Origin of the sequence: Methanolobus sp. ZRKC5, from assembly GCF_038446525.1 — an archaeon.
Classification (GTDB): Archaea; Halobacteriota; Methanosarcinia; order Methanosarcinales; family Methanosarcinaceae; genus Methanolobus.
The window spans coordinates 1,555,524-1,575,707 of sequence record NZ_CP151792.1; the positions used below are offsets into that span (position 1 = coordinate 1,555,524).

Consider the following 20,184-nt stretch of genomic DNA (forward strand, 5'->3'; position numbering starts at 1 on the left):
ATTCAAACACTCAATAATAACCAAATACTTTGCATTATTCTCAGACTATATTCTATTAGTTCCTATAATTGGCATATCGGAATGATACATGGAAACGGCTCAATGCATTATAGTCATAAGAAACATATCTTCAAATTTGTGACTATGGAAGAGATCACTGACAATGTAGATGAGGAAAAGCAGTCTGTTCTACCCACAATGCATATATAAAGAAAAATCCTGATTTATTGTGTGGGCTTTTATAGTTATTAACCAAACTTTTAATACTAATTGAGTATAACAATACTGTATGGCTAAACCCGAACAAATTCCGATAAAGCATCATCTTTCATCAGAAGAATTGCTTAAACATATTAAGTCATTAGAGAAAGACACACGAGTTCTACAACGTTTATATTTTGTTAAACATCGTTATGAAGGAGCTTCTGTTAATGAAGCAGCTAAACTTGTAGGGATATCAAAACCCGTTGCATATCAATGGCAAGAGCGGTGGAATCAAGACGGATATGAAGGATTAAAGCCTAGGTTTTCAGGAGGATGTCCTTCCAAACTCACTGATGATCAAAAAGAAAAACTAAGGGACATGTTACATGAAAGAGATGATTGGTCTACAAAAGAAGTTCAGGAACTCATTTATAATGAATTTAAGGTTCAATACACCATTAAGCAAATACTAGTGATCTTGAAGAAGTTTGGCATGCATCATGCCAAACCATATGCGCATGATTATCGAAGACCACAAAATGCAGAAGATTGTTTAAAAAAAACTTACCGTTAATCGATGATGATTGCGTTATCGGATTTCTTGATGAATCATCTCCCCAAACAACATCAAATACGGTTCGTTTATGGTCTTTCAATAAACCTGCCATCTTCAAAAACACAACCAGGATAAAAGCAAACTCCTTCGGTTTTTATGCATTGAATGGTAATTCTGTTATTGATTTCAAAGAACATTCAACCAAGGAGGATGTATGTTCGTTTTTATCAGCTGTTAAAAACAATAACATGGGAGAGAGAATCGTAATTATTCTCGACAATTTTAGATCACATCGAGCAAAATATACAGTGGAATTTGCACAGGCAAATGATATTGAATTGGTCTATTTACCTCCATATTCACCCGACTTGAATCCAATCGAATTCATCTGGAAAAGTGTCAAAAGAATTATTTCTCGCAATTTTGTGAAAGATCTGGATCATATGAAAAATCTGATTGCTGAGGAGTTTATTGATTGTTCATCGAAGATTAGCTTCGCAAGAAAATGGATTGAGACATTTCTGGATAATAAGTTGAAAATGTTAAGTTAATAACTATAATCATCTTGCCGTTCCCAACCTCGGCATTTTCCTAGTAACCAGAAGCCAATTTGAGAATCATGATAACTTTACCTTTGATTAAATATATGTATCATGAGGCGTTACTGTAGTAACGTGAAAGAGTGAGGCTTTGGACTCCCGTTGCAGGGCTCTTCCTCAGCATTTTCCTTGTGAACGGAAGCCTATTTTGAAATTATAATTACTAATTTTGCGATAAAATATATGTGCTATTAGGTCTTAACGTAGCACGGTGAGAGGGTACGGCATTATATCGGTGAGCCCATTCCAACCACCAGCATGACTACTATATTAATAGGAAGCTCGATGGCCCTATCATCATTGAAGAGTTTTTCAAGAATGGTCAAAAAATCACCGAATGCAAGGAAAGGCACATCAGATATAAATTTATTGTTTTGTTCCTGATTTTTATATTGTGTCCTGAATGATTTAGATGAAAAACAGGATCAATAGAGACATTAAAGACATAAAGAATTTGACAAGTCCAAAAAACATCATATAATGAAAAAGAAATCATGAATTATTTCTGCTTCTTCTTTCCATGAAGACGTTCTAGCCTATTTAGTCTTACTCCTAGCCACATGGCATAGAGGATGCCGATAACAAAAACAGAACAAATGTACTTGATAGTTAAATCGAGTTCTAGTGAACTAACAGTAACCAATATACCGAACACTGCGACAAAAACAACTACTGTGAACTATAGTTATTCCAGTCGGCATTGGAATCAATTGTTACCAAGTAACACATCCTTAAAGAAAAAATAAATTGGATTCAAAAACCTAACATTTGATTTTTTTGAATGGTGTGACCATAGAAAACGAGGATACCATGCAAAATGGACAGGCATGTAATGGATACTAAGATGCATACTATGATGTTTGAGTTTCAAGTATATAAAAGAAAGTTGAAACGCTTAATTGCTTGCTTTTTGAAAAAGAAGACTCATATAAGATTAAGCAACCATGTTCATCAAAAACCCACATCGTTACATTCATGTACCAAAACCATTCTTTAATTCACACATGAAGAAGATAGTCATCATCGATTACGGACTTGGCAACCTCAGGAGTGTTCAAAAGGGACTGGAACACGCAGGTGCCAGCGTACTCATATCAAGCGACCCTGCAGAGATTAAAAGTGCAGACGGTGTAATCCTTCCGGGAGTCGGCGCATTCAGGGATGCAATGAAGAACGTAGAAAAAGTACGAAGCACTATCAATGAGTATGTTGCTTCAGGCAAACCAATGCTTGGAATATGCCTGGGACAGCAGATGATGATGAGCACATCAGAAGAAGGCGGCATCACAGAAGGTCTCGATCTGGTCAGCGGCAATGTACTGAGATTCCCGCACTCTGATCTTAAAGTTCCGCACATGGGCTGGAACTCAATAAAAATAACACAAAAGCACCCTCTTTTTGAAGGCATACCTGATGGGTCCTTTGTTTACTTTGTTCACTCATATTTTGTGGACACCGGAGAGAAGAACACACTCATATCATGTGATTATGGCACAGACTTTGCAGCCGCCGTGGTCAATGATGAAGGTAATGTCATTGGCACTCAATTCCACCCGGAGAAAAGCGGTGATGTGGGCCTTAAGATGTTGAAGAACTTTGTTAATATGTGCTAAAGAGATGATAACATGGATATCGAAGGCTACGCAAAAAGAGGACTTAAAAACAACGAGTCTGACATCGAAGACAAACTCATTGCCAGGATACTTGAAGTAAAGAAGACAAGTCCTGAACATGCACGTAAACTTGCACAGGCAACAATCACAGAAGCCAGAGCTACCCTTGATCTGAAAGGAGACGTACTTGAACCCACGGTATCCGGTGTGACAATGGGAGAGTTTGGCGTGGGCTCCAGAGGTCTTGGAGACTTTTACACTCATGAAAAAATAGCAGAGGTCATCGGAAAGACCGGAGCAGTTGTTGACACCACTCACCTTGATGATTCAGGAGTTGTCAAAGCAGATGGGGGAGAATATGTAATCCTCACCGTTGACGGCATGCACTCCAGACTCAGCGATTACTCATTCCTTGCAGGATTCCACGTTGCAAGAGCAGCACTACGTGACGTATATGCCATGGGTTCAAGACCCATTGCAATGCTCTCAGACATCCACGTGGCCGATGATGGTGATGTAGGTAAGATATTTGACCACATAGCAGGTATCACCGCAGTTTCCGAGCTATCGGGCATCCCACTCATAACAGGCAGCACCCTGAGAATAGGTGGAGATATGGTAATAGGCGAGCGCATGACCGGAGCAGTCGGTGCCGTAGGAGTTTCAGCAGACCTGACATCACGTGAGCAGACAAAAGTTGGAGATGTCATACTCATGACAGAGGGAGCAGGTGGCGGAACTATATCCACAACAGCACTCTACTATGAAATGCATGATATTGTGAATGAGACAATCAATATAAAGTTCCTGGAAGCATGCGATAAACTTCTGGAATCCGGTCTTGTGGAACATATCCATGCAATGACAGATGTCACAAATGGTGGCATCCGCGGGGATGCTAAGGAAATATCCAGAACAGCAGGCGTTAAACTCACCTTCGAAGAGAAGTACATGAGAAAACTTGTCAATCCGGCAGTTCTTGAGATGCTTGAATCCCTGGAAATTGATTATCTTGGAGTTTCCCTTGATGCTTTGCTCATAATTGCACCTGAGGAATATGCCGAAGATATAATGAAGACCATACGAAGTGCAGATGTAGATGTTGCTGTTATCGGAAAAGTAGTGGAAGGCACAGGCTCTGAAATAACAATTGACGGAGAGGTCAAGGATTTCACACCACGATTCAGAGAATCAGCATACACACCCATCAAGAAGATGATCGGTGACGAGAACCCGCGTGACTACGATGAAATGAAAAAAGCAATTGATACAGCAGCACTCAATGCCATCGAAAAGAAAAGACGTGTAATAGAGATGGTAAAAAGAAAATAGAAAGGTTTTACCTTTCTTATTTTCCTTATATTACTTATCTAATTCACCCTCTTTCTCTAATTTCTCAACCACAAGCACCACACCATCTTTTTCAATTATTGTCACTTTATCGCCTTTTTCAATTACACCCGATGAGCGTGCTTTCCAGTATTGCCCATGATGGAGAACGTACCCTTCCTGACCATTGCCTATTGGGTCAAGAGCCTGCGCACTGTCACCAACCAGTTCACCGAACAACGGTCTTCTCTTTCTGACCTCAACCACCTTGTAAATGACAAAAACAAGGAAAAGCCCGAGGATAATAGTCGGAGCTGAGACTGAGATTATCAACGTTCTCTGGAATTCCGCAGGCGTATAGTTGCGGGGGAAATCCGTAGGTGCCAGCAGTACACTGCCAGCAATTATGCATACAAAACCCGCTATTCCAAAAACCCCGAAACCCGGAGCCTGGAATTCCAGCACAAGCAGGATCACACCAACAATTATGAGGAACAGAGCACCAATATTCACATCAAAGCCGGTACCAATCAGCCCCAGAGCAATAGCAACTATACCGAAAAGTTCTGCACCAAAACCAGGATTTGAAATTCCCAGTATTATCGCATAGACTCCAAGGAGCAGAAGCAACGAGGAAACTATAGGATTTGAAATGATATTCATGAATGCAAGGCGCAGAGACGGTTCATAATAGGTGATATCCGCCCCCCCTGTGTTGAGCACTCTTTCTTTAACCTCTACCCCATCAACCTGTGACATCAGATCCTCGATGGAAGGAGCAACATACTCAATAACATCATACTCAAGAGCAGTATCCGCATCAAGATTAAGATTCTCGGTGATGAACTCCTCTGCAGCCGTCTGATTACGGCCATGCTGCTTCGCGTTTTCAGTTGCCCTTTTCACAAGAGCATTGATTATCTTTGCCTCTTCAACAGGTTCAGAACCACTGGCTGTCACAGTGACCGGCTGTGCAGAACCTATGATAGTATATGGCGCCATTGCAGCGATGTCCGTACTTATTAAGATAAGAGTTCCTGCAGACCATGCTTTCGTTCCTTCGGGATAGACAAATCCTATAACAGGGACATCGGTTGCAGCAATCTGTTCAATGATATCAAGAGTTTCATCCAGCCCCCCACCAGGAGTATTCAGAGTGATAACAAGGGCTTCATAGTCATCGTTCTCTGCAAATGCTATGGCATCAGCTACAATGTCGTCAGAGACCGGAGTGATAGAATCGGAGATATCAAGAACCAGTACTTTCTCCTGCCCGGCAGCACAGGCCATACCTGAGAACAGGGACAAAGTCAATGTCAAAAAAAGAAAAGTGCTCAGGAAGAACCAGCACTTGTGTCTCATGTTTCCTCCCTTCACTCTTTCTTAGCAAACGCCTTTGAAAGTGCCGCTACCTCTCCAACATTGGCAGAGTTGGCTACAACAATCATGTTCTTTTCCCTTGCTATTTCCGCATATGTCTGCAGTTCCCTTAGTTTGATGGCAACCGGCACTTCCTCGTACAGGCGTGCAGCATCTTTCATCTTTGTAGCGGCAATAAACTCACCGTCTGCAAGTATGATACGGGACCGCTTCTCACGCTCTGCTTCTGCCTGCTTTGCAATTGCACGCAGCATAGTATCATCTATACTGACATCTCTTAAAGTAACACTCGTAACCTTGATACCCCACGGATCAGTGGAAATATCCAGCGATTCCTGAATGCTCTTGTTGATATCATCTCTTTTTGAGAGAACATCATCAAGATCTATCTGGCCGATAACGTCACGCAGTGTCGTCTGTGAAAGCATAGCAGTGGCGTACTTGAAGTTCTCGACCTCATTGACAGCCCTTGATGGATCAACTACCTGGTAATAGACTACAGCATCAACAGCTACTGTTACGTTATCCTTAGTGATGACCGCCTGTTTAGGCACATCAATAGTGACAACACGCAGGTCGATCTTCACAACCGTATCGATTATAGGGATGATCAGAAACAGACCGGGACCTTTTATCCCGCTTAATCTTCCCAGACGGAAGATAACCACACGTTCATATTCATTTACAATCTTAATCGCTTTGGACAGTATAAAGACTGCCACAATAGCTAAAGGTAAAATAAAATCAACTAAAGGCATGTAACCACTCTCCTGAAGAATTTTAAGTACAGTACATATAAAGAACCTGTTTCTTATGAATATATCGGTGACTACCAGGAAAGAATTTAGAATAATATAAGAAGAGGAACACAAAAACAAGAACTGAGATTTTTATAGAAGGCTGGGTCTGAATTCTTGTTTGAGGGGATGTACACGAAAGCATGAAAGCTGTTGTTATTATTGAAATAACATTTCAGACCCAACAAATTATAGAACTCGTTTATCGTTTATTAATGTGATTGATTTTGATGTTAATAATTTCAAACTAGCTTTTTGAAACGATAGCAAGCGAGCAATATATAAATAGAATATATAATTATTGGTCCGTTTTATCTCTTGAACACAAGCAAACACATAAATCTAACATATACCATCTAATTAGATACAATGAGCGAGAAATGTAAGGATTGCAATGGAAAAGGTTATAGTGTCACTGGCACTGCCAAATGTCCAGAATGCAAAGGAACTGGAAAATCAAAGTCAGTAGACTTCATGAAGCTTTCTGAAAAGGATATGGCCAGTTTTTTGGAGAATGGCTCTTCCTGTACTAACTGTGAAGGAAGCGGAGAGATAGAGGAAAGGGAGACATGCGCTGCATGCTCCGGTAAAGGTGTTTTTTACAAGTGTAAGATATGTGGAACACCTATGGACAGGCTTTATGAAGGAAATGAAGTTTGTTCCTCATGTACAAAGAAACAGATCGTGTACAAGCTTGACAACTCATGTACTCTGGATGAACTTGAAGTTGGTAGTATGTACCATTCAGTTGTCAGGAACATTGCAGAATTCGGAGTTTTCGTTGACCTCAATTCCAACCTCCGGGGACTTATACATTCAAGCAATATGAGTGGACCACTGGAAGTAGGAGAAGCTGTAATTGTAGGCCTCAAGGAAATAAAACCAAGAGGTAAAATGGATCTGGTACCCCGTAAGCTCAAAGAATACGAGACCGTGGAACTTGAAAAAGAACTCCCTATAAAACTTGCAAGTGAAGTCACCCAGATGGTGGGCAAAACGGTAAAGATCCAGGGAGAGATCATTCAGGTCAAGCAAACAGCAGGACCAACTATCTTTACTATTGCTGATGAAACCGGGCAAGTTTCAGGCGCTGCTTTTGAGAGTGCCGGTGAAAGGGCATACCCTCAAATAGACTCTGATATGATAGTCGCAGCTACCGGGGATATATCTTCCCGCGGAGGCAGTGTGCAGCTTGAGATCCAGAGCCTTAAAAGACTAAACGGACCAGAAGAAACAGAGATACTTCAGCGCATAGAAGCTGCCATTGACAGCAGGGCAGAACCCTATGATATAGAATATATGGTTGAGAGTGAGGTTCTTGAGAAACTCAGGCCGACCATGAAGAAAGCTGCAAAGGAAATAAGGAAGGCAATTATCAAATCCACCCCTATCCTGTTGCGCCACCATGCCGATGCTGACGGAATGACCGCGGCTCTGGCCATTGAGAAGGCCATCATCCCACTCATAAGAGAAGTGAACGGACAGGACGGAGAATATCACTTTTACAGACGTGCACCTTCAAAGGCACCGTTCTACGAGATGACAGATGTCATCCGTGATATCGGCTTTGCCCTTGAAGATGTGGTAAGACATGGACAGAAGATGCCCCTTGTCATAAGTGTAGACAATGGGTCCTCCATAGAGAACGTGACTGCAATGAAGCAGGCAAGGGTATACGGCATCCAGATGATAGTCATGGATCACCACCAGCCTGACGATGAGGTAGATCAATACCTGCTAACCCATGTTAATCCGGCACATGTTGGAGGAGATTTCGGTATGACAGCAGGTATGCTCTGTACCGAGGTAGCACGCATGATAAATGTCAACGTGGAAGATGATATCAAACACCTCCCTGCAGTAGCTGCTCTTGGTGACCGTTCAGAAGCGGAAGAGGCAAAGAGGTACATAGAACTGGTATCTGACAAGTATACCTTGCAGAACCTCAAAGATATGGCACTTGCCCTTGACTTTGCAGCATACTGGCTTAAGTTCAACGCTGGAAAAGGCATTATTGATGATATCCTGGACTTTGGTGACCATGTTATACACAAGAACCTTGTCAACGTGTTTTGCGAACAGGCAAATGACATGATAGCCGAGCAAATAGATGTATGTATGCTACACGTGAAAGCACAGGACCTTCCAAACGGAGCTGTCCTGAATGTGCTCGATGTTGAAAACCATGCTCACAAGTTCACATTCCCACCACCCGGAAAAACTTCAGGAGAAGTTCACGACAAATTGTGTCAGAGATACGGAGACAAACCTGTCGTAACTATAGGATACGGACCTGACTTTGCTGTTATCCGCTCAAAGGGAGTTATGATGAACATACCACAGATGGTCAGGGAACTCTACGAAGAGGTAAAAGGCGGAGGAGTTAACGGTGGAGGACACCTTGTCGTCGGAAGTATAAAATTCGTAGAAGGTATGCGCACAGAAGTACTCTCAAAACTAGTAGAAAAAATAGGTTCCGTAGGAGTTGAATAACTCCTACCTTAATATCTATTGACCTTAAATTCTTTTTTTTATATTCAGTCCACACGTACAATACTTACAAGGGCATGTATCGGAACCTCAGAAACGGATTCAGAGCCGCTCTTATCTACAAGCACTGCAATTGCAACTGGCTTTGCACCTGAACTCCTGAGGTGGGTAACAACATCATTCATTGTTGTGCCAGTGGTTATGACATCATCCACGATGACACATTTCTTCCCTTTGATACCTGCAAAGTTCCTGCTGAATGCACCCTTCAACTTGGAATCGTCATTATGCTCGTTGTAGGCATGGTACACTGATAGTTCAGTATCCAGTTCTTCTGCCATAAGACTTGCAAGTGGAACCCCGCTAAGACCAATACCAACCACCATGTCAATATCATTACCAGTTTCTTCCACGGTGTCAAGTACCATATCACACATGGCAATTCCAAGATGACGCATCCTATAAGGACTCTTTCCAATGCTGCTCCAGTTAACTGAAATATCCTTTGGAGCGGGAGATACTTCTTCCTTCTTGGCACGGGTCAAGAGCCAAGTGACAGTCTCCCGGGAAACGTTAAGTTCATCTGCAATTTGCCTTGTGACAAGACCATTTGCCTGCAATTCAAGGGCTTTTTGGATCAATTTATCAATATTCTTCATATGAATCCCGCATGTTCATGTCTAATCTATAATTTGTTATATAACAACAGAGATGTTATATTTTTCTTTTACGCTTTTTCTTAAGTGCAGAACCACAAACCGGACACACTTCACCACTATCAAAACGTTTTCGACACCCTACACATTCCTTTTGCCATACCAGCACATCCTTTATCTTTTTCTGGGCCACAGGCTTTACCTCTATGCCCAGTACTTTGGCAACGTTCTGAACTGCATAATCATCTGTTAAAAGGACTGAAACTCCCTTATATTCAAGTGCCTTGGCAAGGATATCGATGTCAGTTGCCGATAATTCCTCACAATCCCTTGTTTTGTTTGCGATGTCCAAGACAGACTTTCGAAAACTATCCTCCGGCATTTCCACACGTGCCCCACTTTCACGGGCGAGCTCAAAACGCATTGATGCCTCATTACTTTTGAGTTCATTGATAACTGAAGGTATAGTAATTATTCTGTGAGGTTCGATTCCGACCCCCATTATGAAGACCGCAGAATCTGCAATGTAATATTCCATGTAATAACAAATACCGTCTGAACATAGATTAATTCTTTGTCAGTTTCAAAAATGAACACACTTCTTATCCCCCGAAGAATATGCAAATCAAATATATAATTATACGTTGTATAAAGAAGAAAGGAAATGATAAATTATGACAAGAATATCAAGTGGAAATATTGACCTGGATAAAAGATTACAAGGAGGCTTTCCTGAAGGAGAGTGTGTTCTCATAACAGGAGAACCCGGAACTGGTAAAACTATTTTATGCATCCAATTCCTTTACAATGCATGCAAACAAGGAAAGAAGTGTGTAATGATAGCAACTGAAGAAACCCCGGAAAAAATAATACTCCATGGTAAAGCACTTGGTTTTGATCTTGAACCTTTCGTGGAGAACAAGCAGCTATCTATGATACACTTCCTTGAAATGAGAGCAAAAAATGTAACTGATGGGTATAACAATATCAGCATGTATATAGACGACCTGAACAACCTTGGACACATCATCCAGGAAGATACTGAGGTCGTTGTTCTTGATAACATGGGCACTTTTTCAATAGGGATGGATTTGAAAACATTCAAAGACAAAATTGAGAAATTGGCATATGTACTGTCAAATCAAAAAAGGATATCTCTTATGGTAATGGATGCAACTGCACATGAACTCACCCATCGTATAGCTGAGTATTCCACTTATGGAACAATCAGGTTGATGACAAAAGAAAATCCGTATACCGGCAAAATGGAAAGGTTCATGTATATACCCAAGATGAGAGGAACAAAGATCTCACTGGACATTATTAACTATGACATAACCGAAGAAGGTATCAAGCTATTCCCGCCAAAGGCCAACAGATAAGTATATTTGACAATATTCCTAATTTAAGACCGGCAGGCTTGATAAAATGGACATATCAAAAGCTAAAGATAGCATCGTTGAATTCATCCGGGATAAAACAAAGGAAGCAGGTATAAAAGGCGCAGTAATAGGAATCAGTGGAGGTATCGATTCCGCTCTGATAGCTTACCTGACAGTTGAAGCCCTTGGTAAAGAGAATGTCCTTGGCATACACATGCCAGAACTTAACCTGACACCTGCAGAAGACGTACTCGATGCCACTGAAGTGGCAAGCAGACTGGGTATCGAATTTAAGACTGTAAATATATCAGAGATACTTTCCGGATATATGAACACAATTCCAGAGAGTTCAGCTTTCAATTCACATGCCAATGGTAACCTCAAATCCAGGATTCGTATGTCTGTCCTTTATTATTACGCGAACATGATGTCAAGAATGGTCATGGGAACAGGCAACAAAACAGAAATACTTTTAGGCTATTTCACAAAATACGGGGATGGAGGAGTTGACATTGAACCAATAGGTGATCTCTATAAAACAGAGGTCAAAGAGATGTCAGCACTCATGGGAGTTCCGGAAGAGATAATCACAAAAGCTCCTTCTGCAAGGTTATGGGCAGACCAGACCGACGAGGATGAGCTTGGCATCACATATGAACTGGTTGACAGGTTCCTTGCTCTTTTACTGGAAGGAGAAAGCCCACAGGTTGCACAGAATACACTTGGCCTAACAGGCACCCAGAGAGATTCAGTGGTAAAACGCATTAATGTAAACCTCCACAAACAAAAAGCTCCTGCAATAGCAGAACTTAACTCTCTTAGATAAGCAAAGATAAAGACTATCTGCCAGGGAAAACGGGCAGATTCTCTTCTTCAAATCTCAGAAGCTGCTTTGCAAGATGCCTTCTTGCACAGGGTGGAACCTCATAGAATCCAGCTTCAATTTCTCTTTTCACTTCTAATCGTTCTGTAACATCAGACCTTGTGCTACATTTTTTGCATCTGTAGCCCTGACCTGAGCCAGCAGATTTCATTCTCTTTCCACAGGAAGTGCATACCGGATTTTTAACCTCATATTTTGGAGAAAGCCCGGTTATCTTAATTTTTTCAATATTAACTGTTCTTTCAGTAACACTGCCATAGACAACAACCACATCACCTGGGATCAGTTTGCGTATAAGTTCCCTGAAGTTCTTTGTAGGCTCAAAGGCAGCACAGTCAATTGTATCCCCAACAGCATCCTTCAGAGAGAAGATAGTATGCCCTCCCTTGATTGTCTTTGGTTCGCAAAACACCACTCCTTCCAGAATATAGGAATGCATTTCCTGAATATCACTGATTGTTGATACCGGGATCAGATGCATATCAGTACCTTGATTTGTCTTATATCTGCATATACGTTCCACCGGTTCGGAACTAACAAAGGATGCAGACCTTTCCACAGAAGATGCATTCCTTCCCCTTATTCCGTAAAGGACAGGATCGCCAGAGTGAGGTACGCAAACTACCATGTTATTTTTTATATCAACGGTGTCCCATGTATCGGGATATGTCTGTACATCAGCTTCAAAGAGAGAATCTTCATCAACGCAGCGCTGGGTACCCCATACGTCTGTTTCTCTGTATGCAAGATACTCATATGTATGATCCCAATCAGGACTTAGAATTGCACCACATGCAGAAAGAGCACCGATAAGTCCACGGCCATTCTTGAATACTTCAAATGTGATGTCAAGTTCTGAAGCCAGTTTTTTCGCTTCATCTATTGTTATCACTTCTTTGACAGCACGCCTGAAAAAATCGCTCAGTGTATCTCTAACCTTGTCGAACTGATCATCAGTAATAAAAACCACACCAGGGTTGGTGTTCTCATTCTCCATGCACGCCATGGAAGTAACCCTTTGGAGCACATGTTCCATTACTTTCCCTGGTTCTTTGCACTGCACAAACAACGCTACAGATGCATTCCCACGGGTCTTGTATGGAATAGTAGGATTAAGGCGGACAAGTATAGGTTCTGCTATGATATTTGCAAAAGATGAAAGCTCATCCCTTAAAAGAGCACAGAGGTAGGTAGTACACATACCTTCCCTTGAATCCGTATCGTCAATACCTATAACCATTTTAGTGTATTCAGTACTCATTGAACCAATAGCAAATATGACTGATCAGTGTTAAATGATTCTCTGATGATCAGGATTTTTCATCATTAATTGCTGGAAGAAGCACATGTATCTCAGTCCCTTTGCCTTCTTCACTTGTTGCCCAGATAAAACCAGCGTGTGCCTCCACTATACCCTTACATAGATATAATCCAAGACCGTTGCCACCATATCGACGTGTAAGAGAACCGTCCATCTGATAGAACCTTTTGAAAATATGTTTTATTTCATCTTTGGGAATACCTATTCCAGTATCTTTTACAACAGAGGATTTCGATAAACTACCATCAATACTCATACAATTCAATAAAATTTAAATAATAGCAAAGCAAATTTACTATTATGGATTCTTTTACTGATTTTGCCTTAAATGAAGAATATAAGCGTCTCCAATCTGTCGGAGATAAGCTTGCTGAAATTGAATATTTAGTAGATTGGAAGCCTTTTCGCCCTATTCTGGAGTCAATGTACATAAACAGAACAGCTTCAGGCGGACGGCCTGAAGCTGATGTTATTGTAATGTTCAAGATGCTTGTTCTGCAACAATGGCATGGTCTTTCTGATGCTGAGCTTGAAAAGCAGTGTATTGACAGGATATCCTTTAGGAAATTCCTGGGATTTCCTGAATATGTACCAGACAGTACAACTGTCTGGTCATTCAGGAAGAGAATTATCGACAATGGTAAAGAAAAAGCGGTGTGGGATGAAATGCAGAATCAGCTTGATGCTCTTGGTTTGAAGATTAAAAAAGGAATGATCCAGGATGCAACTTTTATTCACTCAGATCCAGGACATGCAAAAGCAGATGTACTCAGAGGAAAAGATGCGAAAACAAGAAGAAGCAAAGATGGAACCTGGACTAAGAAAAATGGTAAATCTCACTTTGGATACAAACTTCATACAATTATTGATAAGGATTATGAACTAATCAGAAGATTTGAGACAACAACTGCATCACTTCACGATTCACAGGTTGATCTGTCTGAAAAGGGTGAAGTGGTGTATAGAGATAAAGGATATTTTGGAGCAATAGCAAAAGGTTTTGCAGCAACAATGCAACGAGCTGTAAGAGGACATCCTTTAGGAATAATGGATATCCTCAGAAATGAAAGAATAAGTGTGAAAAGAGTCCCTTGCGAAAGAGTGTATGCAGTGACAAAAGAAATATTTAAAACCAGAAAGGTTCTTGTTACAACTGTAGAAAGAGTGAATGCAAAAATGTTGATGACAGCTTTTTGTTTTAATCTGCATCAATTGAGGACACTAAAAACCAAAGGAGTAATTTAGGATAGCGGGAGCTATACTAAAAATAAGGATTAATGAAGAGAAATTAAACAAAATGATAAAAAATGAGAGGATATAATTGAGTTTGAATACTTTAATGATCTAAAATGAGGGAATATCGAAATCCTCAACAACATGTACATTGTCCTTTTCTTGAAATGCAGCCACAGTTACCGAACCTTCGGAAGATGTAAATTTGAATGCATTTTCAAGTATATGGGAAAATACCTGTTCCAGATAGGTTACATTGCCACAAACAAAGGGAAGAGGTGAAACATATTCTTTATTCAAAACCGGACTTTTTTCATTTCGCATAGAGAACTGATCATCAGTTACTTTGTCAAGCACATTGACAATATCGATAGAATCAAGATGATACTGTATATTCCCTGAACGAATATTCTGCATATACAACAGGGAATCTATCAATTTATGCAATCTCTTAGCATTCTGCAAAATAATTCCTACTCCCTTCCTTTGTTCTTCCTCCATGGTTCCAAGGTGTCCATCGAAAAGAAGTTCACTGTACCCTTTGATAGGAATAAGGGGGGTCTTTAGTTCATGAGTTATATTTGCCATGAATTCATCTTTCATACGATCCAGCGATTCAAGTTCCTTATAGTTTTCAGCCAGCTCCTCTGAATATGTTTTTATTTGGTCCTCATTTTGTTTTTTCTGCAGGAGCTTCCATGTTCCTTGCATAAGAAGCGTCATTTGCCTTATATCAGAACTGTTATAATCGCTGTCTTTATTTCCCACACCTGCAATCATAACGATCCTGTCATTATCGAACACAGGAATTCCAAGATGGTTTCGGATATCCATATGACCTTTAGGTAGTCCTTTTTTAAAGGAACCATCCCGTGCATAATCATTCGTTACTACTGGTTTTCGCTGTCGTATAGGTTCGCCCCAAAGTCCCATTTCCTCAAAACTGAAGATAGTACTTATGTTATCAATTCCACAAAGTTCCACTGCTTTTTTTGATGGGTCATACACATTTGTAGTGGCCTCATCTTCATTTATAAAAGCAATATATCCAACCTGGCTTTCTGTGAGCTCAACAGCTTTTTCAAGCGAGAAATTTATGACATTGAACCTATCTCAAAACTATAAATACTACTTCTTTGTATTTTATTATGGGGATATGAATGGAATTCAGAAAACTTTCTGATGTGCAATGGAAATTTATTCGACCGCATTTACCACCACAACCAATAACTGGAAGAAAGAGAGCTGATGACCGTAAGGTCATCAATGGTATTCTCTTTGTTCTGATAACCGGTTGTAGATGGAGAGATATGCCAGCTAGCTATGGTTCCAGAGCAACTGCTTGGAGAAGGCTAAAAAGGTGGTCAGAGGAAGGAGTGTGGAATGAGATTATGGAATCCCTTCGGGATTCCGCTTACCAAAAAGGTAAGTTCTCCATGGATCTTGTATGTGTTGATAGTAGTTTCATCGAAACAAAAAAAGGGGAGAAAATTCCGAATACAACGGCCACAAAAAAAGAAATGGAATAAAGATACATGTTTGTGTAAGTTCTGAAAGCTTTCCTTTGACCGTTCTGATAGCTTCTGGAAAAGCACATGATAGGCAGCAGTTTGTTAAGATCATGGAAAGTATCAAGGTCAAAACTGCTGGAAGGCCAAAAACAAGACCATTGGAAGTACTTGCAGATTCTGCTTATGATGATGTGGCCATCAGGAAATACTTGAGACATCGGGCAATCAAAAGTAACATTCTTGTTAATATCAGGAATCAGAAATATCCAAAAAGAGGAAGACCTACAAGATTCGAGTATGAGTCATATCGTAAAAGAGGGACAATAGAACGTTTCTTTGCATGGTTGAAAATGGGATTCAGAAAAATAGCAAGTAGATATGAAAGGCTTATGTTGTTTTCAAGGGACTACTGGATATTGCATGTTTTCTATTATGTTGGAATAAAGTTCAAGAGACGTTTTGAGATAGGTTCATTGTTTGTTGTTGAACCGGTAAATTGATTAAGCTCAACAAGGGCCTCTAACCTCAGTTCATCTAAGAAAAAAGCTTTCTTTGCAGCTTTCATTTCAGTTATATTTTTAAAAACAAGGATAGATACACTATCTGTTATTTTTGCAAAATTGAACAATATATCTTTTACAGAATTATTTTTGCACAATATCCTACATTCTTTAGTATCGACATTGTTTATTTCATCCCATGACGAAGATTGGTTTGAACACCAGGATTCAAAGATTGTTTTTCTACGTTCCTGATTGGGATGCACAAACTCCCACCATTGATCCATTTCCGGTACATCTTCAAGAGTGTAACCGAAAGTTTCCGTGAATTTCCTGTTAAAATAAATTGGGCTAAAATTAGAATCCAACAAAGCAACAGATATAGGAGATAATTCTACCACTCTTTTGAAAAGGAGATCACTTTCTTCAAGTTCTTTCCGGGAGATTTTTTGTTGGGGAATTTCTTCACCTGAAATAATAATACCCTTAAAAAGACCATCATTTGTAAGTGAAACGGCATTCCAAAGAACAGAAATTTTTGTGCCATCTGTTTTCAGAAGGGGAATTTCAAGATCCCCGACAGAAGTTATTTCGCCAGAAATGAATTTATCCCATATAGAACGAGATTCAGATTTAAATTCATGAGGTACCAGTACGTCAAACCATTGCGTCCCTGAAATCTCTTTTTCTTTATAGCCGGTCAATTCAAGAATTCTTTTGTTAACAAATGAAACACTACATTTCGTATCCAAAAAAAGAATTACCATTGGCATTATATCCATTGTTTCATTGGATATTTTATTTTCATTTACCAGATGGTTAATTTCTGCTCTATTGGACATAGGCATCAGGGATTGCTCCTAACACTACTTTTTGCATGTTCTTTGTTCTTATCCTGAACCTTCATATTCATATTACCAGCACGACCATTCTTAGAAAACAGGGAATTATTGTATATACAACTGTATTTCAACACATCTAATAAATAATTTTCTAGCTAGAGATTATTAGAGGACACTCCAAAAAATAGAAGTAAATATTATGTAACTATTCAGCCTGACTGTTTTAATGATGCAAAAAACAATATACTATGGCTTCATTTTATGTGTTAAAAAATATTCAGTAAAATATCATAAAAAACGTCTATCAATCTGAGGGGATTTGTATAGACCGCGAAGAAATACTTGCAGTTTATGAAGCTGGTCCAGAAGCAGTAGTAGAACTTGTAACTCGATTACTTGGGATAATTGAACATCAATCTCTCCAAATTGCACAACTTGAAGAGCGTGTCAGGCATTTGGAAGAAATGCTTGAAAAGAATAGTCGCAACAGTAGCAAACCACCTTCTACTGATTCTTATGCACGGAATAAACCAACCGTTAAAAGTCAAAGAAAAAAGACCAATAAGCATGTAGGTGGTCAAAACGGTCATCCTGGTACTACATTAAGAATAAATGATGATCCGGATGAAGTTATTGTTCATCCTGTTAATCAATGCGTCAATTGTGGGAGATCGTTAGCTTCTGTTCCCTCTGACTATGAAAGAAGACAGGTCTTTGACATTCCTCCTATAACTATCAATTGCATTGAACATCGTTGCGAGATTAAAACATGTCCCAAATGTTCTCATGTAAACAAAGCTCTTTTTCCAGATGGTGTAACTCAGCCGACTCAATACGGTCATCGAGTTAAGTCATTTGCAGTTTATTTGCACACTTACCAATTACTTCCTTATCAGCGTGTTACCAAGTTGTTCTCTGATATTTTGGGATGCAAGATAAGTCCTGCTACTTTGGTGAACACGGAACGTAGTTGTTTTGAGAAGCTTGGAGCTTTTGAAAATACAGTGAAACATCTCCTGAAAGAATCTCCTGTCATCAATCTGGATGAAACAGGAATGAGAATAAATGCAGTTCGTAATTGGCTTCATGTGGCAGGTACAGACAAACTGACCTATTATTTTGCACATCGCAAAAGGGGCTCAGAAGCAATGGATGCTATGGGCATATTACCAGGTTACACTGGTGTTGCAACACATGATTTTTGGAAACCGTACAACAAATATGAATGTCAACATTCATTATGTAATGCACATTTATTACGAGAGTTAACTGGAGCTTCCGAAAACAGTGATCAACAGTGGCCAAAGATAATGAGTGATCTCTTGATATGCATTAAACATCATGTTGATAATGATCTTTTAGATACTGAGCTAATTCAAAGGTTCAGTGAGGATTATGATCACATAACTTGTTTAGGAGTGAATGAAAATCCTCCTGATCCGGAATCAAATGTGCGGTCTAAAAAACGAGGACGTAAGAAGCAGACCACGGTAAAGAATTTGCTGGATAGGTTTATTGGCCATAAAGAGGATATCTTGCGATTTATGTACGACCAAAACGTTCCGTTTGATAACAATCAGGCTGAAAGAGATATCAGAATGACGAAAGTACAGCAGAAGATATCAGGTACTTTCCGCAGTGAACAGGGTGCAAAAAATTTCTGCCGTATAAGAGGATACGTGTCTACTGTTAATAAGAATTCTGAATCTGTTATCGATGCAATTAGTGCAATATTTTATGGCAATTCATTTGTTCCAAAGTTGCAGAATTGATCGTGGATGAAGAAATCAGCTTGGTGGAAGTGAGCTAGGCTGAATAGTTACAATATTATAACTATAGTTTTTGCGATAAAGTTATATAGATGTGCAAACAAAGCTTATTTCGTCATGACGAAAGAAATCCTGATACATCAAATCATTGATGTATTACAGCAAGCAGGCTTCATTGTATCAAAAAGATGCAATATCCGACCACGGAGCTTTGACCTTGCAGCAAGGAAAAATGAAACTCTCATTTTTTATAAAGTACTATACAATATTGACGGACTAAATGAGGAAACTGCAAGAGAAATGAAAAGTCTCGCACGCTATCTGGGAGGAACTGCAGTACTTATTGGTGCAAAGACCCGGGACCAGATGCTTGAAGATAGCGTAGTGTATATGCGTTATGAGATTCCGGCCCTCAGCGTGCAAACCCTTTATGATTATTTTGTGGAAGAAGTACCTCCTCTTGTATCAGCAGCCCCTGGCGGACTTTATGTTTCGATAGATGGTGATGTACTCAAAGAAGCCCGTAAACGGACCGACATGTCACTCGGAGCCCTTGCCACTGAGCTTGGGGTTTCCAGAAGGACCATAAGCAAATACGAAGAAGGTGGCATGGATGCATCTATAGATATAGTCCTTCATCTTGAAGAACTACTGGACGTTGCCCTTGCAAAATCAATCGATATTCTTCGTGGTTTTGAGAAAAAGGCAAATGTTGAAGCTAAACAGGAAAAGGTGCCTGAGACACAACCAGATGATGGTATCCTGAACATGCTCTACGCTCTTGGTTACCAGGTCATGTCGACAAGCCAGGCACCCTTTAAAGCCATATCAAAAGATACATCCGACACACTACTGACAGGTATCAGCACTTATAGCAGTGCAATGATAAAACGGGCTGACCTTATGAGTAGTATATCCTGCGTAACAAGGACGAAATCAGTCTTTATCATAGATGGCCAGATGAAATCAGAAACAGTTGAGAACACAATTCTTATTGAGAAATGTGAGCTTGACAAACTATCCGGCACTGAGGAACTGGCAGAACTGATTGATGAAAGAACTAAAAAGCACAATATCAATATTTGATGTTTTGTTTCAGTGCCCACATTTAATCGTTTA

18 protein-coding genes and 1 pseudogene are annotated in these 20,184 nt (G+C 40.0%); 11 read left to right on the forward strand and 8 right to left on the reverse strand.

From position 1 onward, the window contains the following. Positions 1-289 precede the first annotated feature (289 nt). The 3 genes and pseudogenes from WN948_RS07725 to WN948_RS07735 all read left to right on the forward strand — a co-directional run bounded on the left by WN948_RS07725 (position 290) and on the right by WN948_RS07735 (position 4,304). A pseudogene (locus tag WN948_RS07725) lies at positions 290-1,311 on the forward strand (IS630 family transposase). 1,052 nt (positions 1,312-2,363) lie between these two features. Further along, entirely contained in the window at positions 2,364-2,972 is a 609-nt protein-coding gene (gene hisH, locus WN948_RS07730; RefSeq protein WP_342306431.1) for an imidazole glycerol phosphate synthase subunit HisH, read from the forward strand. Between the two features lie 12 nt (positions 2,973-2,984). Beyond that, complete coding sequence (locus WN948_RS07735) at positions 2,985-4,304, forward strand: AIR synthase-related protein (RefSeq protein ID WP_342303655.1); 1,320 nt, start codon at positions 2,985-2,987, stop codon at positions 4,302-4,304. A 30-nt stretch (positions 4,305-4,334) separates the two neighbouring features. Here the strand turns inward: WN948_RS07735 and WN948_RS07740 are convergent, their stop codons facing one another. Continuing rightward, positions 4,335-5,663 (reverse strand): nodulation protein NfeD, encoded by a 1,329-nt coding sequence (locus WN948_RS07740; RefSeq protein WP_342303656.1) that lies wholly within the window; start codon positions 5,661-5,663, stop codon positions 4,335-4,337. Between the two features lie 11 nt (positions 5,664-5,674). Continuing rightward, on the reverse strand, positions 5,675-6,439 hold the full coding sequence (locus WN948_RS07745; RefSeq protein WP_342303657.1) for a slipin family protein: 765 nt from the start codon (positions 6,437-6,439) through the stop codon (positions 5,675-5,677). Positions 6,440-6,847: 408 nt separating this feature from the next. On the opposite strand from WN948_RS07745, the gene WN948_RS07750 reads away from it, so the two are divergent. Then, on the forward strand, positions 6,848-8,971 hold the full coding sequence (locus WN948_RS07750; RefSeq protein WP_342303658.1) for a DHH family phosphoesterase: 2,124 nt from the start codon (positions 6,848-6,850) through the stop codon (positions 8,969-8,971). A gap of 44 nt (positions 8,972-9,015) precedes the next feature. Here the strand turns inward: WN948_RS07750 and WN948_RS07755 are convergent, their stop codons facing one another. Further along, complete coding sequence (locus tag WN948_RS07755) at positions 9,016-9,627, reverse strand: orotate phosphoribosyltransferase-like protein (protein WP_342303659.1); 612 nt, start codon at positions 9,625-9,627, stop codon at positions 9,016-9,018. A 55-nt stretch (positions 9,628-9,682) separates the two neighbouring features. Continuing rightward, on the reverse strand, positions 9,683-10,162 hold the full coding sequence (locus tag WN948_RS07760) for a DNA-binding protein (RefSeq protein ID WP_342303660.1): 480 nt from the start codon (positions 10,160-10,162) through the stop codon (positions 9,683-9,685). Between the two features lie 136 nt (positions 10,163-10,298). Between WN948_RS07760 and WN948_RS07765 the strand changes: the two genes are divergently transcribed. Then, complete coding sequence (locus WN948_RS07765; protein WP_342303661.1) at positions 10,299-11,006, forward strand: ATPase domain-containing protein; 708 nt, start codon at positions 10,299-10,301, stop codon at positions 11,004-11,006. A gap of 46 nt (positions 11,007-11,052) precedes the next feature. Next, on the forward strand, positions 11,053-11,832 hold the full coding sequence (locus WN948_RS07770) for an NAD+ synthase (protein WP_342303662.1): 780 nt from the start codon (positions 11,053-11,055) through the stop codon (positions 11,830-11,832). 13 nt (positions 11,833-11,845) lie between these two features. Here the strand turns inward: WN948_RS07770 and WN948_RS07775 are convergent, their stop codons facing one another. After that, on the reverse strand, positions 11,846-13,150 hold the full coding sequence (locus tag WN948_RS07775; RefSeq protein WP_342303663.1) for a tRNA(Ile)(2)-agmatinylcytidine synthase: 1,305 nt from the start codon (positions 13,148-13,150) through the stop codon (positions 11,846-11,848). A gap of 49 nt (positions 13,151-13,199) precedes the next feature. Then, the gene (locus tag WN948_RS07780; protein ID WP_342303664.1) at positions 13,200-13,466 is read right to left on the reverse strand and encodes an ATP-binding protein; all 267 of its coding nucleotides are present in this window, start codon (positions 13,464-13,466) and stop codon (positions 13,200-13,202) included. 44 nt (positions 13,467-13,510) lie between these two features. Here WN948_RS07780 and WN948_RS07785 point away from each other — a divergent pair, with 44 nt between their 5' ends. Next, positions 13,511-14,455 (forward strand): IS5 family transposase, encoded by a 945-nt coding sequence (locus tag WN948_RS07785; RefSeq protein WP_342303665.1) that lies wholly within the window; start codon positions 13,511-13,513, stop codon positions 14,453-14,455. A gap of 99 nt (positions 14,456-14,554) precedes the next feature. Here the strand turns inward: WN948_RS07785 and WN948_RS07790 are convergent, their stop codons facing one another. Next, positions 14,555-15,541 carry a GAF domain-containing sensor histidine kinase gene (locus WN948_RS07790; protein WP_342306432.1) on the reverse strand — a complete coding sequence of 329 codons (987 nt, stop codon included), beginning with the start codon at positions 15,539-15,541 and terminating at the stop codon, positions 14,555-14,557. A gap of 62 nt (positions 15,542-15,603) precedes the next feature. On the opposite strand from WN948_RS07790, the gene WN948_RS07795 reads away from it, so the two are divergent. Together WN948_RS07795 and WN948_RS07800 are read left to right on the forward strand one after the other, a co-directional pair. Then, positions 15,604-15,972: a transposase gene (locus tag WN948_RS07795; RefSeq protein WP_342303667.1), complete on the forward strand. Its 369-nt coding sequence runs from the start codon at positions 15,604-15,606 to the stop codon at positions 15,970-15,972. A 2-nt stretch (positions 15,973-15,974) separates the two neighbouring features. Next, complete coding sequence (locus WN948_RS07800; RefSeq protein WP_342306433.1) at positions 15,975-16,454, forward strand: transposase; 480 nt, start codon at positions 15,975-15,977, stop codon at positions 16,452-16,454. Here WN948_RS07800 and WN948_RS07805 read toward each other — a convergent pair. Next, positions 16,385-17,296, reverse strand: a complete 912-nt coding sequence (locus WN948_RS07805) for a PAS domain-containing protein (protein WP_342303668.1) — start codon at positions 17,294-17,296, stop codon at positions 16,385-16,387. The two genes, WN948_RS07800 and WN948_RS07805, sit on opposite strands and share 70 nt — an antisense overlap. A gap of 317 nt (positions 17,297-17,613) precedes the next feature. On the opposite strand from WN948_RS07805, the gene WN948_RS07810 reads away from it, so the two are divergent. Beyond that, positions 17,614-19,068, forward strand: coding sequence for an IS66 family transposase (locus WN948_RS07810; protein ID WP_342306434.1), 1,455 nt, complete (start codon positions 17,614-17,616; stop codon positions 19,066-19,068). Positions 19,069-19,182: 114 nt separating this feature from the next. Further along, a complete protein-coding gene (locus WN948_RS07815) occupies positions 19,183-20,151 on the forward strand; it encodes a transcriptional regulator (protein ID WP_342303669.1) in 969 nt (322 codons plus the stop codon). Positions 20,152-20,184: the final 33 nt, after the last annotated feature.

What these genes read in the sequence shown, in the direction of transcription:
- WN948_RS07765 (WP_342303661.1), top strand. Translation starts at nt 10,299, where the DNA reads ATGACAAGAATATCAAGTGGAAATATTGACCTGGATAAAAGATTACAA.
- hisH (WP_342306431.1), top strand. Translation starts at nt 2,364, where the DNA reads ATGAAGAAGATAGTCATCATCGATTACGGACTTGGCAACCTCAGGAGT.
- WN948_RS07735 (WP_342303655.1), top strand. Translation starts at nt 2,985, where the DNA reads ATGGATATCGAAGGCTACGCAAAAAGAGGACTTAAAAACAACGAGTCT.
- WN948_RS07780 (WP_342303664.1), bottom strand. Translation starts at nt 13,466, where the DNA reads ATGAGTATTGATGGTAGTTTATCGAAATCCTCTGTTGTAAAAGATACT.
- WN948_RS07745 (WP_342303657.1), bottom strand. Translation starts at nt 6,439, where the DNA reads ATGCCTTTAGTTGATTTTATTTTACCTTTAGCTATTGTGGCAGTCTTT.
- WN948_RS07740 (WP_342303656.1), bottom strand. Translation starts at nt 5,663, where the DNA reads ATGAGACACAAGTGCTGGTTCTTCCTGAGCACTTTTCTTTTTTTGACA.
- WN948_RS07760 (WP_342303660.1), bottom strand. Translation starts at nt 10,162, where the DNA reads ATGGAATATTACATTGCAGATTCTGCGGTCTTCATAATGGGGGTCGGA.
- WN948_RS07795 (WP_342303667.1), top strand. Translation starts at nt 15,604, where the DNA reads ATGGAATTCAGAAAACTTTCTGATGTGCAATGGAAATTTATTCGACCG.
- WN948_RS07775 (WP_342303663.1), bottom strand. Translation starts at nt 13,150, where the DNA reads ATGAGTACTGAATACACTAAAATGGTTATAGGTATTGACGATACGGAT.
- WN948_RS07805 (WP_342303668.1), bottom strand. Translation starts at nt 17,296, where the DNA reads ATGTCCAATAGAGCAGAAATTAACCATCTGGTAAATGAAAATAAAATA.
- WN948_RS07750 (WP_342303658.1), top strand. Translation starts at nt 6,848, where the DNA reads ATGAGCGAGAAATGTAAGGATTGCAATGGAAAAGGTTATAGTGTCACT.
- WN948_RS07755 (WP_342303659.1), bottom strand. Translation starts at nt 9,627, where the DNA reads ATGAAGAATATTGATAAATTGATCCAAAAAGCCCTTGAATTGCAGGCA.
- WN948_RS07770 (WP_342303662.1), top strand. Translation starts at nt 11,053, where the DNA reads ATGGACATATCAAAAGCTAAAGATAGCATCGTTGAATTCATCCGGGAT.
- WN948_RS07815 (WP_342303669.1), top strand. Translation starts at nt 19,183, where the DNA reads ATGACGAAAGAAATCCTGATACATCAAATCATTGATGTATTACAGCAA.
- WN948_RS07785 (WP_342303665.1), top strand. Translation starts at nt 13,511, where the DNA reads ATGGATTCTTTTACTGATTTTGCCTTAAATGAAGAATATAAGCGTCTC.